Origin of the sequence: Paenibacillus ihumii, from assembly GCF_001403875.1 — a bacterium.
GTDB lineage: Bacteria > Bacillota > Bacilli > Paenibacillales > Paenibacillaceae > Fontibacillus > Fontibacillus ihumii.
The window spans coordinates 262,616-278,720 of record NZ_LN884298.1; the positions used below are offsets into that span (position 1 = coordinate 262,616).

Genomic DNA, 16,105 nt, shown 5'->3' on the forward strand with positions numbered 1-16,105 from the left:
TCGGCGTCTTTTTTGCATACTATAGATATCCGCGCGCTAGACCCGCTTAAAAAGAGCTCTTCGCATGGGCTGCCTTACATAGCCTCTGGATAGGTCTCTACCTGGAAAGAGCTTCTATCCTCTTGCGAAGCTCCGCAATCCTCCCCATCAGCTCGGCCCGTTCCTCAGGTAATTGCGGTTCCTCCTGGCCCATGAGGAACGCCAGCTCCAGCTTAAGGCGCTCCCGCTCATTCTCTGCCCATTGACCGGCCGGATCCAGCCGGTTCGTGCGGTCCCTGGATTCATACTCCTCCACCGTGCCGGGGAACCACACCGGATCCTTCCGGCCATCCAGCAGCAGCAGCCGATTGCAGACCTTGCGGGCCAAGTACCTGTCATGCGTTACGATCATCAGCGCGCCCGGATAGGAGCACAGCGCTTCCTCGACGACCTCCCGCGTGTCGATGTCCAGATAGTTCGTCGGCTCGTCGAGGATAAGCAGATTGGCTCTGCCAAAAAACAGCCTCAAAAATGCGACCCGGCATTTCTCGCCCATGCTCAAATCTCCTATTTTCTTATACACCTCATCTCTCGAAAATAAGAAGCAGCCCAGAATGGTCCTCGCGTGCGACTCCGTCATGCCCGGCAGCATCAGCAGGCTGTCCAGAATGCTTATACTCTCATCCAGATTGTGAAGCTCCTGGGCGAAATACCCGACCGAGGCCTGCGGATGCAGGGCTACCGTGCCTGATAAAGGGCTGAGCTGGCCGGTAACCAGCTTCATTAATGTGGACTTGCCCGTCCCGTTTGGCCCCAGTACGCCGACCCGGTCCCCCCGCTCCACCTGCAGGCTGAAGCCCTTGAATAACGGATTGCCTCTCCCCTCTCCGGCAGCGGTGCCATACCCAAAAGTAATATCGTTCATCCGCAGCAGGGTCGACGCCGCAAATGCGCCCTCCTGTAAATTCATCCGGAGCGTCTTGGCCTCGCGGGGCTTCTCTACCCGATCCCGTTCCAGTCTCTCCAGCTCCTTCTGCTTCGCATGATAACGTGAAATATTCTTTTTCGCCTTCGCTTTGTAGAAGCTGGCGGTGATAGCGACATCTAAGTTATCGGCGCGAGCAGCGTTGTGTGCCTGGTGGAACCACTCCTGATAGCGCCGGATCGATTGCTCCAGAGCCTGCTTAGCCTGCTCCTGCTTCTTGTACAGCGTCATTTGAGTACGCCGTTCCAGCTCCTTCTGCCGGCGATAATCGCTGTAGCCGCCGGAATAGCGCCGGCATCCGTTCACCTGCAGCTCCAGTACGGACGTAGCCGTCCGATCCATGAACGTCCGGTCATGCGATACGTACAGGATCGTTCCTTCATAGCTGCGGATCCACTCCTCCAGATCGCTCAGCGACTGGGTATCCAGATGGTTCGTCGGCTCATCCAGCAGGATAAACCTCGGCTCACGAACCATTAGGGCGGCCAATTGGGCCCTCGTCTTTTGACCGCCGCTCAACCGGTCAAACGGCTGGCTCCACAGCTCCGGCGCCAGACCCATTTGTCCCAGACGCTTCTCTACCTTGACCTCCCAGTCATAGCCGCCCAGCTGCATGTAACGCTCATAAATCAAACCGTATCGCTCTACGCTGGCCTCAGAGGCATGGCCCGCTCCCATTTCGCTCTGCAAATGCTCCAGTTCCTTTTTCATCTCATAGATTTCCCCGGATCTGGACTGCACATATTCCAGCAGCGTTAATGGCGAATCGAGGTCCACCTGCTGCTCCATCCAGCCCCAGGCTTCCTGCGGCAGGAGCCGATGAACGCGCCCCTCCTCAAAGCTGATCTTGCCCAGCAGGCCCTGCAGCAGAGTTGTCTTCCCGGAGCCGTTGCGGCCGAATAGCGCCACACGCTCCCCCTCGCTGATTTCAAACGAAACATCTGCAAACAGAACCTCTCCGTTCCATTCCTTCTTCAAATCCTTAACCGTTAAAACTATCGTCATTCGACATCATCCCCCGTTCGCGATTGTATAACGCAAATAACCGTGGCCAGCGGCACACGGTCGGGTACGGGGAAATAGGGTACGGCCAACGGCGGAATAGAACGCCGTGCTAACAAGCGCATCCGTTCACTCCGTTCCTGATCTTATCCGTCTTTTGGCGTACAAAAAAGAAGACCCTAAGTCGACACACGTATCCCTGACCGTCCCCCGATCTCTCGAGAGCTCCGCTTGCCTGCTGACAAGTTGTCTTTTATGGGAACGTGTTCTTACTCCATCGTCTAAGGGTCCTCCTGAATTGTTAAAATAGTGATTTCCTAATCCTCTTCTATTATTACCATGAATTTCAATCGAGAGCAAGCTTGCTTAACGAAATTTATCCGACTTCGAGATCGAATCCGCCTTTGGAGAATTGGCTGTTATACAGATCAGCATAGAATCCGCCTTGCGCAAGCAGCTCATCATGAGTGCCCTGCTCAATGACTGAGCCTTGGTTCATCACCAGAATCATATCCGCGTCCTTGATCGTCGATAAGCGGTGTGCAATGACAAAGCTCGTACGACCCTTCATCAGCTCGTTCATCGCCTTCTGGATATAAATCTCCGTCCGCGTGTCCACGCTGCTCGTCGCTTCATCAAGAATAAGAATGGCCGGATCAGCGAGAACGGCCCGTGCAATCGTCAGCAGCTGCTTCTGGCCTTGGGAGATGTTCGACGCCTCCTCGTTCAGGATCGTGTCATATCCGTCCGGCAGCGTGCGGATGAAATGGTCGGCATGCGCCGTCTTCGCCGCCTCGATAATCTCCTCCTCCGTTGCTCCCTCCCGCCCGTAGGCGATGTTGTCGCGGATCGTACCGTTGAACAGCCATGTATCCTGCAGTACCATCCCGAACAGACTGCGCAAATCGCCGCGGCTCATATCGGTAATATTGACCCCGTCGATCGTAATCGATCCGCCGTTGACTTCGTAGAAGCGCATCAGCAGATTGATCAGCGTCGTCTTCCCGGCGCCCGTAGGGCCTACAATCGCAATCGTCTGACCCTTCGAGGCATGGATGTTCATATCCTCGATCAGCACAGCCTGATCCTGGTAACCAAAGCGCACATGATTGAAGGACACCTCCCCTTGCGGATCTTTGATTGTAACAGGATTAGCCGGATCAGGAATCTCCTCAGCCTCATCCATCACCTCGAATACCCGCTCCGAGGATGCGACGGTGGATTGAATGATATTAGCGATATTAGCCGTCTGCGCGATCGGCTGGGACAGCTGTCTCGTATATTGGATGAACGCCTGCACGTCACCGATCTTGATTCTTTCCTTCAGGACCAGAATACCGCCTACCACGGCAACGAGCACATAGCCGATGTTGCCGATGAAGCTCATGATCGGCATGATCACGCCGGAGATGAATTGCGCTTTCCAGCCCGCTTCATACAGCCGCTCGTTGATCTCGCTGAATTGCTGGAGCGATTGCTGCTCGCGGCCGAAGGCCTTCACCACTTTGTGGCCGGTGTACATCTCCTCCACATGGCCGTTGAGCAATCCCAGCTCCTTCTGCTGGCGAACGAACTGCTGCTGGGAACGCTTCGCGATCGAGGTGATCGCCGCGATGCTCAGCGGAATCGTCAATATCGCGATCAGCGTCATAAGCGGACTGATGGAGAGCATCATCACAATGACGCCAATGATAGTCAGGACCGACGATATGAGCTGTGTCATGCTCTGCTGCAGGGTGGAGCTGATATTGTCCATATCGTTCGTTACCCGGCTCAGAATTTCGCCGTGTGTTCTGGCATCATAATACTTGAGCGGGAGCCGCGACAGCTTGTCGTTGACCTGCTTCCGCAAATTATAGACAGTCTTCTGGGAGACGTCCGCCATTAAATACTGCTGGAAGTAGCTGAATAATGAACTCAATAAGTACAGTCCAAGCAAATAAAGAATGATTCTCCCGATCGCATCGAAATCGATGGCAGCACCCGGTACGCCCTGTATCTTGCCCATAATGCCTTCAAACAGCACGTTGGTGGCGTCCCCCATGACCCGCGGGCTCAGAATGGCAAAGACCGTGCTAAGGACAGCCATAAGCACAACAGAGCCTAATTGCAGCCTGAACGGACGCATGTAGGTCATTAGCCGCTTGAGCGTGCCTTTGAAATCCTTCGCCTTCTCGACCGGCATGCCCATGCCCGGGCCGCCATGGCCGCCAGGCCCGCCATGGCCCCGGCCGCCTTTTCCGCCGAAACCGCCGGGTTTCCTTGCACTTTGATTATGGCTCTGGCTCATGCGATCTCCTCCTCTGAAAGCTGGGACAGGACGATTTCCCGATACACGTCGCAGGTCTCCATTAGCTCCTGATGCTTCCCGATGCCGGCGATTCTGCTCTCATCCATGACGATGATTTGATCGGCATCCAGCACAGTGCTCACCCGTTGGGCTACGATAATCACGGTGGATTCCTGCGTCTCCTGCTTCAGCGCCGCCCGCAACCTGGAATCCGTCTTGAAATCGAGCGCCGAGAAGCTGTCGTCGAAGATGTAAATTTCCGCCTGGCGCACCAGCGCCCGAGCGATGGAGAGACGCTGCTTCTGTCCGCCGGAGACATTGGTGCCGCCCTGCGCGATCGGACTATCATACCCCTGCTCCATTTTTGAAATGAAATCTGCAGCCTGGGCGATCTCCGCCGCATGCCGGACTTCCTCATCGCTGGCGTCCTCTTTGCCATACCGAATATTGTCGCTGATCGTTCCGGTAAAGAGAACGGCTTGTTGCGGAACAAAGCCGATCTTCGCGCGCAGCTTCTGCTGGGACATCTCCCTGACATCGATGCCGTTAACCAGCACGCGGCCCTCGTTCACGTCATAGAATCTCGGGATGAGATTGATCAGCGTAGATTTGCCGGAGCCTGTGCCGCCGATGATCGCCGTCACCTCGCCCGGGCGGGCGGCGAAGCTGATATCCTGAATCGCCGGCTTCTCGGCTCCAGGATAGCTGAAGGACACGTTCTGGAACTCGACATGGCCTTTCTGTCCGGTTGCGGGAGCCGTGGTCTCCGCGTCGTTAATGACCGGAGCCATGTCCAGAACCTCATTGATACGGACGGCCGATGCCGACGCGCGCGGAATCATTACGAACATCATAGAAACCATCAGGAGCGAGAACATGATCTGCATTGCATATTGCAGAAATGCCATCAAGTCTCCGACCTGCATCGATTCCGCCTGAATGCGAAGCCCGCCGAACCAAATGATCGCGACCGACGACAGATTCATTACCAGCATCATGATCGGCATCATGAAAGCCATAATTTTATTCACTTTGATCGAGGTATCCGTCAGGTCATAGTTCGCTTCATCAAAACGCATTTTCTCATGCTGAACGCGGTTGAAGGAGCGAATGACGCGAATTCCCGTCAGATTCTCCCGCATAACGAGGTTCAGCTTGTCGATTTTCTTCTGAATGGCTTTGAATAAGGGAATCCCTTTCCGGGCAATCAGGAAGACCGCCAGCGCCAGCACAGGAAGTATTACCACGAAGATTAGCGATAGCGTCGCATCTTTGGAGACAGCCATAATAATACCGCCGATACAGAGCATCGGGGCCATGACCATCATCCGCAGCATCATGATCAGCACCTGCTGGATTTGCGTAATGTCATTCGTAGTGCGCGTAATCAAAGACGCTGTTCCGACCTTGTCGAATTCCTCCAGGGAGAAATTCTCGACATGATTAAATACTTTGGCGCGCAGCAGCTTCCCGAATCCTGTTGCCGCCCTGGACGAGAAATAACTCGCCGCAATGGAGCACAGCATGCCCCCGAGGGCGACCAGAAGCATGACGGAGCCTACCTTCCATATATAGGGGGTATCTCCGTTCACAACGCCTATATCCACGATATCCGCCATTAACGTGGGCAGATACAGCTCGGACAGCGATTGAAAAAACACCAGCACGAGTACGGCGAGTATCGGCAGCCAGAACGGCTTCACAAATCGAAAAAGCTTGATCATCGTCCATCATCTCCACTCTCTCTATCAATATCGCGCTTCTCTTTCAAACGGGCTTCCAGATGCTCGTAGACCTGTTCCAGCAGCGAGGCCAACTGCTCGGTCTTCTCTTCTCCCAGATACTCATACAGCTCCTTGAATCGCCGGGCCACATCCTCCCGGGCTTGCTTCGTCATCGCCATCCCCTTCTCCGTCAGCCTGACCCTGACCACGCGCCGATCCTCCTGATCGTTATATCTGGCAACCAGACCCTCGCGTTCCAAGCCCTTGATCAACTGGGTTATCGTCGGAGAAGTGACCTCCATCATGGCGCTGAGCGAAGAAATGGAGGAGCCTCGCTCATCCTGAGCACACCCCCGCTGAATGCACATCAGCATCTTGATTTCGCTATGATTCAAGCCGTTGATCGCCAGCTTGTGCCATTCTGCACGGCGAAAACGTTGAATCGCCTCAATAAGTCGCTGGGCTACAGAATCGTCGCCCATAAACACGTGATCATCCCCTCCAAATTTATTTATACTATTTAATAATTAGTAATCCTATTTATTAGTATACCTAATTATATTTCTGCCATTTTTTAAAGTCAAATATCTGAACTTCAAAGTCAAGGATCCATTTTGTAAAGTGAAGTATCCGTTTTTGCAAAGTCAAGGACCTGAGAACCAGCAAAATTATCATGGCTCGCAAGGACAGCACACTGCATAAAAAGAGATCCTTCCCCAGCCCGCTAGCAGCATCTCGTTGGCAGCATCACGCCGACTGTATCTGCTGGCGGTAAATCATTAGCAGCATCACGCCGACTGTATCTCGCTGGCAGTATCTCGTTGGCAGCATCACGCCGACTGTATCTGCTGGCAGTATCTCGTTGGCAAACCGTTGCTGCCGATCACAAGTGGCAAACTACGATATCGAACCCATAACACAAGCTCCCCGAGACCGGGATACGGAAAACGAGTCCCGGTCTCGGGGTTGAGGCATGAGACTGAGACTGCGACCTGATACCGAGACAACGAGATGAGAAACCGAGACTGTAACAACGAGACGTTTGACCGAGAATGGGGGCGAGATTGAGATTAAAATTAGGAGGGGGCCGAGAGTGTGGCCGAGAGCGAGAATAAGACGAGGTAGACGTGGTACCGAGAGTGCGATCAGAGCGAGAGCGAGGTCATATCGTGGTACCGAGAGTGTGATCAGAGCGAGAGTGAGGTCATGTCATGGTACCGAGGTTGTGATCTCGAGAGCGTAACTCTATAACGAAGCTCACAAGCGCTATTAGTGTAAAAATAGCCTCTGTCAAAATGTAACGAATACAGGTAACGTTATATCATTTGTTTACTGCCCCATGAAGGATATAAGCCATGAATAGAGTAACTGAGATTCGCTAGATTCAATACATTGGCAAATATGTTCAAATAACGTTGGTGAGCTTCGTTAGACTCGGACAAATCTTACATCCAGACGAACTCCTTCGACATACATCAGGGCCCGCCCGCATGGATGTGGTTGACCACCGTCATAAGACACCAGGCGACCCGCGTCAGGAAGCCCTACGGACTTATAACTATCCAGTGCATATCCAGTAATATCCAGCACATATCCAGCGCAAATTCAGTGCAAATTCAGTGCAAATTCAGTGCAAATTCAGTGCATACCCAGCACATATCCAGTGCAAAAAACCTCGCCGCAGGCGAGGCTCCAACCGATATGCTCTATTGTAAAAACGGCAGCTTGCTGCCATCCAGCTCAGGGAGGGCCCTGAACTCATAGCCTTGCCGGCGCGCTTCGTCGATAATGGCGCCTAGCGCCTCCATGTTATCCTTCGATACCGAATGGAGTAGGATAACGGCTCCCGGATGCAGCTGCCCTACGACCTTTTTAAATGCATAATCGCTTCCTTTCTGATCCTTCGTATCCCAGTCCTTATAGGCTGCCGACCAGAATACATTCGTGTACCCGAGCTCCTTCGTCACCCGAAGCGTACGCTCATTAAAAATCCCCCGAGGAGGACGGAGATACCCCATATCGCCCTGGCCGGTCAAAGCTGCAATCCCCTTGTTCACCCGATCAAGCTCCTCCTTGATCTGCGCATCGGAGATGGTCGTCATGTCCGGGTGGCTCCAGGAGTGATTCCCGACGATATGCCCCTCCGACACCATCCGCTTTACAAGCTCAGGCTGATCCTTGACGAAATGCCCCGTGACAAAAAAAGCCGCCGGCACCTTCTTCGCCTTGAGCGTATCGAGTATCGGTCCCGTAAAGCCGTTCTCGTAGCCGTTGTCGAATGTCAGGAACAAATCCTTCCGCGAGGTATCACCCAGGAAAATGGCGCCGTGCTTGTCAATAATCGGCTTGAATCCCTCCTCGTTAATCGAGGGCAGCTGCCCGCCCACGCTGCGCTTGAAGCCGAAATGATAAGGCCCGTCCGCCGCGGCTAACGCTGAGGCCTGAGCCGAAGCTATCGTCCCGATCGGCAGAAGGCCTGAGAGACAATAAGCCGCCAGTGCCGTTAACAACGCTATTCTCATCATGGTTCGGTTCCCTCCTTTTGTCATCATGATAGGTCATTGTATTTTCCGCTGCCGGGACAAAAAATATGCACGATCACGCAAAATAAGGCTATCCCGAAGTCCATGATCGGACTGCAGGGTAGCCCATCTTATCCAAGCCCATGCTCAGACTGCAGGGTAGCCTATCTTATCCAAGCCCATGCCCAGACTGCAGATAGCCTATCTTATCCAAGCCCATGCCCAGACTGCAGATAGCCTGTCTTATTCCCAGATTTAAAGCTATAAATCGCTAAGGTCTAGTGGTCTAGGGTAAGCACCCGTCCCTTGGAATGGCTCTCCATGGCCAGCTCGATAATGCGGATGACATTGCGGGCATCTTCCGCCGATACAGGCGCAGGCTGTCCAAAGCGGATGGCATCAGCCAGCTGCCGATAGAACGACTCATAGCTTCCATGCAGCGTCTCCACCGTACCGCTGACAGTGAGGCCGCCGAGCTCCGTCGTCAGCTTGCCGTAGTTCGCTTCGGGATCCCGGCCCCAGCCTTCGTCCCCTGGTCCGTATCCTTTTCTAAGCTGCGCCTCCTGCGGGTCGAAGCCGTGCTTGATGAAGCTGCCCCGATCCCCGTGCAGAATAAAGCGCGGTCCCGGCTCGCGGACTAATGATCCCGAATGAAGGACAACCCGAAGACTCGAATAGCCAAGTACAAGGTGAAAATAATCATCAGCCTTGCCGCCTCTCCGTTCTTTGCGCAAGTCCGCCCATACGGTGTTCGGCTTCCCGAACAGCGTCAAAGCTTGATCGATCAGATGCGAGCCGAGATCGTACAGCATCCCCGAGCCGGGCAAATCCTGCTCACGCCAGCGTCCGGTCACTTCCGGGCGGAAGCGGTCATAATGAGCCTCATAATACGAGACGCTGCCCAGCGCACCCGAATCCAGAAGACGGCGTATGGTCAGGAAATCATTATCCCAGCGGCGATTATGGTATACCGTAAGCAGCAGCTTCTTCTCCTTGGCCAGCGCGATCAAGCGATCCGCTTCCTGCGAGCTGTTCGTGAAGGGCTTCTCCACGACGACATGCTTCCCAGCCTCCAGCGCCTGGGTTGCGTATTCATAATGCGTCAAATTCGGGCTAGATACGACCACAAGCTGAATCTCCGAATCATTCAGGAGCGCCTCCACATCCTCGTATACCTTTGCTTCGGGATAGCTCTCCTTCACTTTGCCCGGCTGGGACGATACGACGGCCGCAAGCTCCAAGCCTTCCGTCCGAGCAATCAGCGGAGCATGAAATACCGAGCCCGATAAACCGAATCCAATAAGTCCTACCTGAATTGTCATTTCCTGTTCCTCCTCTGTCGCAAATCACCAATGACTGTTTGTAGAATGAATGCCCCTATTATACCATCGAATCTCGCAGGCAGTGCGTAGCAAGGAAAAATAACTTTCCCTTAAAAAGCCTTAGACAGCTCCGATTTGGCAAATGCGATCCACTCCCGGGTAGCGAACGACATGTAGCGGTCATCCCGCCATATAATTCCGAGCTTCCACGGGATAACAGGCTTCACCAGAGGAATGATCCTGACCCGCTTATTATCGATCTCCCGGCAGATCGTTTCCGGAAGAAGCGTGATGCCCAGCCCTACAGCTACCATCTCACTGATCAAGTCCCACTGCGAGCTCTCATAAATAACATGCGGCTGAAAGCCGAATCTCGCGCACTCGCCGATTATCCGGTCATGGAGCGTAAAATCCTCCCGAAACAGTACAAAATCGTCCTGGGCCAGCTCAGCCAGCTCAATCTCCTTCCGCCCCGCCAGCGGATGGGAAGGATGCACCACCAGATTCAGCTTCTCCTCCACGAACGGAAAGCTGCTCAATCCCTCCTGCGTCGTAGGCAGCACGACCACGCCGACCTCCAGTGTACCGGATGCTACCTCCTGCTCGACCTTTTTGGCCCCGTCTTCGTAGAGCTGGATCGTAATGTCCGGGTATTTCTTATGAAATTGCCCGATGACGGTCGGGAAGAAGCTTGCGCCTACCATCGGCGGAAGCCCGATGCGGATATGGCCCTTCTTCAAGTTGCGCAGATCATCCAGCTCCGAGGTCAGGCTGTGGAAGGAGGCGACGATCTGCTGGGCCTGCCCGGCGATAATTTGCCCGGCATCGGTCAATTCCACTCTCTTGCCAAGGCGGTCAAACAAAATGACGCCGAGCTCCTCCTCCATCGCCTTAATCGCCTTGCTGATCGCCGGCTGCGTAATATACAGCGCATCTGCGGCTTTGGTGAAGCTGCCGAACCGTGCAACCTCAATTAAATACTGAAGCTGACGAATATCCATAGCACTCCATCCCCTCGGGGTAAATTATCGATAACTTTTAGGAATAGTATACATTATTAATATTCATTTTACTCATGAAAGAAGCTGATGTAATATTTTCATTACCCACTCAATGAAAAATCATGCTCAAATGAAAGATCAACCTCAAGGGTCATGAAATATCAAGTTTAACGAAAAATTATAGACCCCCAAGAAAAAAGAACTCCCTATCGGAGTCACGAAATATCAAGCTTAACGAAAAATAGCGAGCTTAAAGAAAATCACGAAAGGAACCTGCTTCCATGGATAAATTGCGTAATATTACTATGAGCGCAGTGCAAGTCGTCCTTCTATTCTTCATTTCGATAGCGATGAATTGGCTGGCCGAACTGCTCCATTTGCCGATCCCGGGTTCCATCCTGGGCATTATCGTTATCTTTGCACTGCTGAAAATGAATATGATCAAGCTGACCTGGATCGAACAAGGCGCCAACCTGCTGCTGGCCGAGCTGCTGCTGTTCTTCATCCCTTCCGCGGTCGGCATTATGAAATATATCCCGCTGCTGGAGAGCGACGGACTTCGCATTCTTGTCGTTGTCATTTCCAGCACCTTTATTGTCATGCTAAGCTCCGGACTGATCGCCTCGAGAATCACGAAGCGAAAGGAGAGTAAGGCGTCATGATCACCGCTCTATTATGGCTGGCGCTCACTCTTCTGCTGTATTCAGCATCCAAGCGAATATATCAAGCCAAGCCGCGCGTCTACCTGTCCCCGCTGCTGGTGACTCCGATCGTGCTGGTCGCCTTGCTGATGTGGGCGCATATTCCTTACGAAGCCTACAATTCCGGCGGCAAATGGCTTAGCGACATGCTGCAGCCTGCTACCATCGCTTTTGCAGTACCGCTGTACAAATACTACAACGTGCTTAAGAAGCACGCTGCGGTCATTCTCGTCAGCGTTCTGTCGGGCTCGGTCATCGCCATTATATCCTCCGGGCTGCTGGCGGAATGGCTGCGGCTCGACCATCAGCTCGTAAGCAGCTTGATTCCCCGCTCGATCACGGCGCCTATCGCGATGAGCGTGTCCCAGGCGATCGGAGGAATTCCGAACGTAACAGCCATCTTCGCCGTCCTCACCGGCCTATTGGGCAGTATTATCGGGCCGTATGTACTCAAGTGGTTCCGGATAGACAATGAGGTTGCCCGCGGGGTTCTGCTCGGTACCGGCGCCCATGGAACAGGCACCTCCAAAGCGTTTGAGCTAAGCTCGCTTACCGGAACCATTTCCAGCATCTCCATGATCCTGGCCGCCCTGTTCACGCTCGGCGTCGCTCCTATGCTCATCGCGGTCCTGTTTTATGGATGAGCTTAACCAGACGGGTTCCTCCAAATTCATATATTTATTTGGGCTTGCCTAAGGCAAGCCCTCTTTTTTGTCAAATAACCAACATACGCAGGATCCTCCGGATATCGCCAAAACAGGCCGAGAGACGAGCTCTCGGCCTGCTTCGGTGATTCCTGTGAACATCGTAGGCTGGCAAGAATGGCGACAGGCTGCTGTGAAGTTACGGAGCTGTGGCCAGCGCGCTGAACACGATCGGACCGATGACTCTAGCCGTGTTCGTCGCAGCAGCAATCTGTTCTACAGATAGAATATAATCATGCACCCCTGGAACAACGTTTGTATCCACTGCTGTCAATGCTGTAAGATTGACGGTCTCGAAGGCGCTCTCCACAGCCTGAGTAGCATAGTAGATTTCTTGTCCATCACGGAAAATACGGAACAATACGCGAGGAATCCCCGTCAAGCCCTGCAAGCCTACCGTAGCTGTCAATTCTACTGTATTGACCGGGCGGTTGGCGGGAATCGATACACGTACCAGCGCGATGCCTTGGCCCGCCGGAGTCTGCGGAACATTGATCGCTGCCCCGTTCGTAATCGGGGTTGGTACATTAGTAACATGTTGAAGAAGCTCTGCCATTGATCTATCAACTCCTTTCAAGGATTACTTCATACTATGAAAGGACGATAGAATTCGATAGGGCGAGTATTCTAAGAATATAGCTCATTTTTGAAAGATCGCTAGACTTCAGAATCTCAGAGCTCCGGGACGCGTACCGGCTGACCGCTTAGCGACGATTCCAAAGCCGTGCAGGTAACCGCTTGGGTACGAATGGCATCGGCATAATCGGAGCGAATCCGCGAGGCATCCCCCGTACGCACCGCATGAAGGAATGCTGCCGTTTCGGCGGCATACGGGTTATCGGTGCTGGAATAGCTGGTAGTCACTCCATGGCTCTTGACCTCCAGCCTGTCAGGCTCCCAGGCCAGGATGCCCTGCTCGGTATACAAGCTGAGCCCGACTTCGCCTACAGCTCCCGGCAGCACGCAAGTATTCGATATATTGGCGACCGCTCCGCTGGAGAGCTTCAACGTGACCGTGCCGACATCTGAAACCGTAACGCCTTCGTGCTGGTTCTGTACAATTCGGTTCCCATAAGCAGCGTATACTTCCTCTACCTCCCCGGCAATATAGCGAAGCAAATCAACCAAATGCGTGGTTTGCTCAATGAATTGTCCGCCAGAGCCCTCCTGCTTCCTCCACCAGGCAACGCCCGGCATGCTGCCCATCCAGGTGCCGAGAGCCATGCCGATCGTCTGCCCCTTAAGCAGCGCCTTCAGCTGATCAACCGACTGCTTATAGCGAAAATGATACCCTACCGATGTAATAACTGGATTCCGGCGAAGCTGCTCCAGAATGCGGCAAGGACCGTCCAAATCGACGCCCAGCGGTTTTTCCACGAGAAAAGGAATTCCCCGGGCAATCAGCTCCGTCTCCATTCCCTCATGCGCCATCGGCGGAATGCATAAATACACGGCATCCAGCCGCTCGCTATCCAGCATTGCCGTAAGACTGTCATACCCCCTTGCACCGGGATAGCGGGATGCGAGCGCATTCGCCTTCTCCATGCTTGTCCCGCAGGCAGCCGCTACGCGAGCTCCCTCTGTCTCGGCCAGAATATCCCCATGCACCTTGCTGAACCAGCCTGTACCGACGATTCCAATATTCAAATTCATCGCTGATCTCTCCTTCATCTGTTTCTATTTAGTTACTAACTATTAAGCTGAACTCAGATTTTAAAGTAAAAGCTGCTGTACAGAAAAATGTTCTTTCGAGATTGCGCGTTTTATTGTACAAAATTTCTCCAGCAGCATTATTGCTGTCGCTGACAAGGCGGACTTCACGTGGCTTTGCCTCTGCTATAACCGTCCGCATCATGACGCGGGGGACGATGGCAATAGACCTGAGACGGATAAAGGAGGTTAGTTCAACTTAATATAGGCGAAAGCCGCAGCCGGCACTTAGCTAAAAATAGCGTAACCGCTCTCCCAATAAAGCACAAGAAGGGAATGAGCTCACCCTGTGCAGCCGCGGATTGCTTTATAATGATGCCGGTTAGATTATTCATAATTTCGGCACTTTTTTAAGAAGATAGAAATTTTAAGCTCAGTGGCTGAACATTCTGCATACGTTATGAAAACAAGCACCAAACGCACTTTGTCATCTTAAAAAGTGCTTGGATTGTCGCTTTTCTTACTCAAAAACATGTCATTTTTCATATAAGCATGTCATTTTTCATACAATAAAGTAATGAAATCTCCAGTCAGCACCTTGAAGTTGATCTCTATAAGTCATGAAGTTCATCTAAATAAAGTTTTGTTTAGAACCGGAATACATATTACAATGGTTTCAGATCAATCGTGAAAAAGAGAACACGTTTAATATCAGTCTGAAAGGTGGAGTAGCTATGGCTATCATGCAACAACAATCCGGCAGTAACCTTGACGAGGCCAAGCAATACGTCAGCGAGGTGTATGAGACGGTCAAGAAGCGGAATCCCGGCGAGACGGAATTTCATCAGGCTGTCAAAGAAATCCTGGATTCTCTCGTTCCCGTATTTGCAAAGCATTCTAAATATCGGGACAATGCGATCCTGGAGAGAATCGTCGAGCCTGAGCGGCTGATTACCTTCCGCGTACCTTGGGTCGATGATAACGGCAAGGTGCAGGTGAACCGCGGCTACCGCGTACAATTCAACAGCGCCATCGGTCCTTATAAAGGCGGCATCCGCTTCCATCCTTCCGTCAATGCCAGTATCATTAAATTCCTGGGCTTTGAGCAAATTTTCAAGAACTCCCTGACAGGGCAGCCTATCGGCGGAGGCAAGGGCGGATCGGACTTCGACCCTAAAGGCAAATCCGACAACGAAATCATGCGCTTTACGCAAAGCTTCATGACCGAGCTGTCGAGATACGTCGGACCGGATACGGACGTACCAGCTGGCGACATTGGGGTTGGCGCGAGAGAAATCGGCTATATGTTCGGGCAGTACAAACGCCTTGTCGGCGGCAACGAAGCCGGTGTCTTAACCGGCAAGGGCCTGCTGTACGGCGGCAGCCTGGGAAGAACTGAAGCGACAGGCTACGGCCTCGTATACTTCACGAGAGAGATGCTGAAGACGAAGGGTGAGCGTCTGGAGGGCAAGACCGTTGTCGTATCCGGCTCCGGGAACGTCTCCATCTATGCCATCGAGAAGGCTCAGGAGTTCGGTGCCAAAGTCGTTGCCTGCAGCGATTCCAACGGTTATATTTACGACGAGAACGGCATCGATCTGGCTACGGTGAAGCGCATCAAGGAAGTGGAGAGAAAACGGATCAAAGAATACGTCAACGACCATCCTTCCGCCATCTATGTTGAAGGCTGCCAGAATATCTGGAGCATCCCTTGCGATATTGCCCTGCCTTGCGCGACGCAAAATGAAATTAACGAGGAGTCGGCAAAATTGCTCGTCGCTAACGGCGTGAAGTACGTAGCAGAAGGGGCCAACATGCCATCTACGCTGGAAGCGATTGAAGTATATTTGAACAACGGAGTATACTTTGGACCGGCCAAGGCAGCCAATGCCGGCGGTGTGGCAGTATCCGCATTGGAGATGGCCCAGAACAGCGCCAGACTGGCCTGGTCGTTCGAGAAAGTGGACAAAAAGCTAAAGGACATCATGAAGAACATCTATAGAAATAGTGTAAATGCAGCCGAGGAGTACGGGTACTCCGGCAACCTTCTGGTGGGCTCGAACATCGCCGGCTTCCTGAAGGTCGCGGATACGATGATCGTTCATGGCGTCGTCTAAGATCATAGAAGAGTCGTCTAAGATCATAGAAGAATTGTGCAGCCGATAAAATAATAACGGAGCTGTCCCCAAGCAGTTGATTCTGCGGGGCAGCTCCTTTTTATGATG

The 16,105-nt window shown here is 52.8% G+C and carries 13 protein-coding genes; 3 read left to right on the top strand and 10 right to left on the bottom strand.

Going from position 1 to position 16,105, the window contains the following annotated elements; all coding sequences use genetic code 11:
* Window positions 1-97 precede the first annotated feature (97 nt).
* From abc-f to cidR, 8 genes are all read right to left on the bottom strand, one after another.
* Window positions 98-1,969: a ribosomal protection-like ABC-F family protein gene (gene abc-f / locus BN2762_RS06280; protein ID WP_055106163.1), complete on the bottom strand. Its 1,872-nt coding sequence runs from the start codon at window positions 1,967-1,969 to the stop codon at window positions 98-100.
* Window positions 1,966-2,091, bottom strand: coding sequence for a hypothetical protein (locus BN2762_RS28035; protein ID WP_262362797.1), 126 nt, complete (start codon window positions 2,089-2,091; stop codon window positions 1,966-1,968). Before BN2762_RS28035 ends, abc-f begins: the two co-directional genes overlap by 4 nt.
* A gap of 251 nt (window positions 2,092-2,342) precedes the next feature.
* On the bottom strand, window positions 2,343-4,256 hold the full coding sequence (locus BN2762_RS06285; RefSeq protein WP_055106164.1) for an ABC transporter ATP-binding protein: 1,914 nt from the start codon (window positions 4,254-4,256) through the stop codon (window positions 2,343-2,345).
* Window positions 4,253-5,980 carry an ABC transporter ATP-binding protein gene (locus BN2762_RS06290; RefSeq protein WP_055106165.1) on the bottom strand — a complete coding sequence of 576 codons (1,728 nt, stop codon included), beginning with the start codon at window positions 5,978-5,980 and terminating at the stop codon, window positions 4,253-4,255. The genes BN2762_RS06285 and BN2762_RS06290 overlap by 4 nt, the downstream gene beginning before the upstream one ends.
* Window positions 5,977-6,462, bottom strand: coding sequence for a MarR family winged helix-turn-helix transcriptional regulator (locus BN2762_RS06295; protein WP_074048592.1), 486 nt, complete (start codon window positions 6,460-6,462; stop codon window positions 5,977-5,979). Before BN2762_RS06295 ends, BN2762_RS06290 begins: the two co-directional genes overlap by 4 nt.
* A gap of 1,224 nt (window positions 6,463-7,686) precedes the next feature.
* Window positions 7,687-8,502 carry a delta-lactam-biosynthetic de-N-acetylase gene (gene pdaA, locus BN2762_RS06300; protein WP_083484806.1) on the bottom strand — a complete coding sequence of 272 codons (816 nt, stop codon included), beginning with the start codon at window positions 8,500-8,502 and terminating at the stop codon, window positions 7,687-7,689.
* A 278-nt stretch (window positions 8,503-8,780) separates the two neighbouring features.
* Window positions 8,781-9,824: an oxidoreductase gene (locus BN2762_RS06305; RefSeq protein ID WP_055106168.1), complete on the bottom strand. Its 1,044-nt coding sequence runs from the start codon at window positions 9,822-9,824 to the stop codon at window positions 8,781-8,783.
* 110 nt (window positions 9,825-9,934) lie between these two features.
* Complete coding sequence (gene cidR, locus BN2762_RS06310; RefSeq protein WP_055106169.1) at window positions 9,935-10,825, bottom strand: cidABC operon transcriptional activator CidR; 891 nt, start codon at window positions 10,823-10,825, stop codon at window positions 9,935-9,937.
* Between the two features lie 305 nt (window positions 10,826-11,130).
* On the opposite strand from cidR, the gene BN2762_RS06315 reads away from it, so the two are divergent.
* Together BN2762_RS06315 and BN2762_RS06320 are read left to right on the top strand one after the other, a co-directional pair.
* The gene (locus BN2762_RS06315; protein ID WP_230202442.1) at window positions 11,131-11,487 is read left to right on the top strand and encodes a CidA/LrgA family holin-like protein; all 357 of its coding nucleotides are present in this window, start codon (window positions 11,131-11,133) and stop codon (window positions 11,485-11,487) included.
* Window positions 11,484-12,170 (top strand): CidB/LrgB family autolysis modulator, encoded by a 687-nt coding sequence (locus BN2762_RS06320; RefSeq protein ID WP_055106171.1) that lies wholly within the window; start codon window positions 11,484-11,486, stop codon window positions 12,168-12,170. The genes BN2762_RS06315 and BN2762_RS06320 overlap by 4 nt, the downstream gene beginning before the upstream one ends.
* Before the next feature lie 199 nt (window positions 12,171-12,369).
* Here the strand turns inward: BN2762_RS06320 and BN2762_RS06325 are convergent, their stop codons facing one another.
* Both BN2762_RS06325 and BN2762_RS06330 read right to left on the bottom strand, forming a co-directional pair.
* On the bottom strand, window positions 12,370-12,786 hold the full coding sequence (locus BN2762_RS06325; protein WP_055106172.1) for a hypothetical protein: 417 nt from the start codon (window positions 12,784-12,786) through the stop codon (window positions 12,370-12,372).
* 116 nt (window positions 12,787-12,902) lie between these two features.
* On the bottom strand, window positions 12,903-13,883 hold the full coding sequence (locus tag BN2762_RS06330) for a Gfo/Idh/MocA family protein (protein ID WP_055106173.1): 981 nt from the start codon (window positions 13,881-13,883) through the stop codon (window positions 12,903-12,905).
* A gap of 731 nt (window positions 13,884-14,614) precedes the next feature.
* Here BN2762_RS06330 and gdhA point away from each other — a divergent pair.
* Entirely contained in the window at window positions 14,615-15,997 is a 1,383-nt protein-coding gene (gdhA, locus tag BN2762_RS06335) for an NADP-specific glutamate dehydrogenase (RefSeq protein ID WP_055106174.1), read from the top strand.
* Window positions 15,998-16,105: the final 108 nt, after the last annotated feature.

Coding starts and splice junctions, on each gene's coding strand:
- BN2762_RS06330 (WP_055106173.1), bottom strand. CDS start 13,883: ATGAATTTGAATATTGGAATCGTCGGTACAGGCTGGTTCAGCAAGGTG.
- BN2762_RS06285 (WP_055106164.1), bottom strand. CDS start 4,256: ATGAGCCAGAGCCATAATCAAAGTGCAAGGAAACCCGGCGGTTTCGGC.
- abc-f (WP_055106163.1), bottom strand. CDS start 1,969: ATGACGATAGTTTTAACGGTTAAGGATTTGAAGAAGGAATGGAACGGA.
- BN2762_RS06295 (WP_074048592.1), bottom strand. CDS start 6,462: ATGGGCGACGATTCTGTAGCCCAGCGACTTATTGAGGCGATTCAACGT.
- BN2762_RS06325 (WP_055106172.1), bottom strand. CDS start 12,786: ATGGCAGAGCTTCTTCAACATGTTACTAATGTACCAACCCCGATTACG.
- BN2762_RS06305 (WP_055106168.1), bottom strand. CDS start 9,824: ATGACAATTCAGGTAGGACTTATTGGATTCGGTTTATCGGGCTCGGTA.
- cidR (WP_055106169.1), bottom strand. CDS start 10,825: ATGGATATTCGTCAGCTTCAGTATTTAATTGAGGTTGCACGGTTCGGC.
- BN2762_RS06320 (WP_055106171.1), top strand. CDS start 11,484: ATGATCACCGCTCTATTATGGCTGGCGCTCACTCTTCTGCTGTATTCA.
- BN2762_RS06290 (WP_055106165.1), bottom strand. CDS start 5,980: ATGATCAAGCTTTTTCGATTTGTGAAGCCGTTCTGGCTGCCGATACTC.
- BN2762_RS28035 (WP_262362797.1), bottom strand. CDS start 2,091: ATGCGCTTGTTAGCACGGCGTTCTATTCCGCCGTTGGCCGTACCCTAT.
- pdaA (WP_083484806.1), bottom strand. CDS start 8,502: ATGAGAATAGCGTTGTTAACGGCACTGGCGGCTTATTGTCTCTCAGGC.
- gdhA (WP_055106174.1), top strand. CDS start 14,615: ATGGCTATCATGCAACAACAATCCGGCAGTAACCTTGACGAGGCCAAG.
- BN2762_RS06315 (WP_230202442.1), top strand. CDS start 11,131: ATGAGCGCAGTGCAAGTCGTCCTTCTATTCTTCATTTCGATAGCGATG.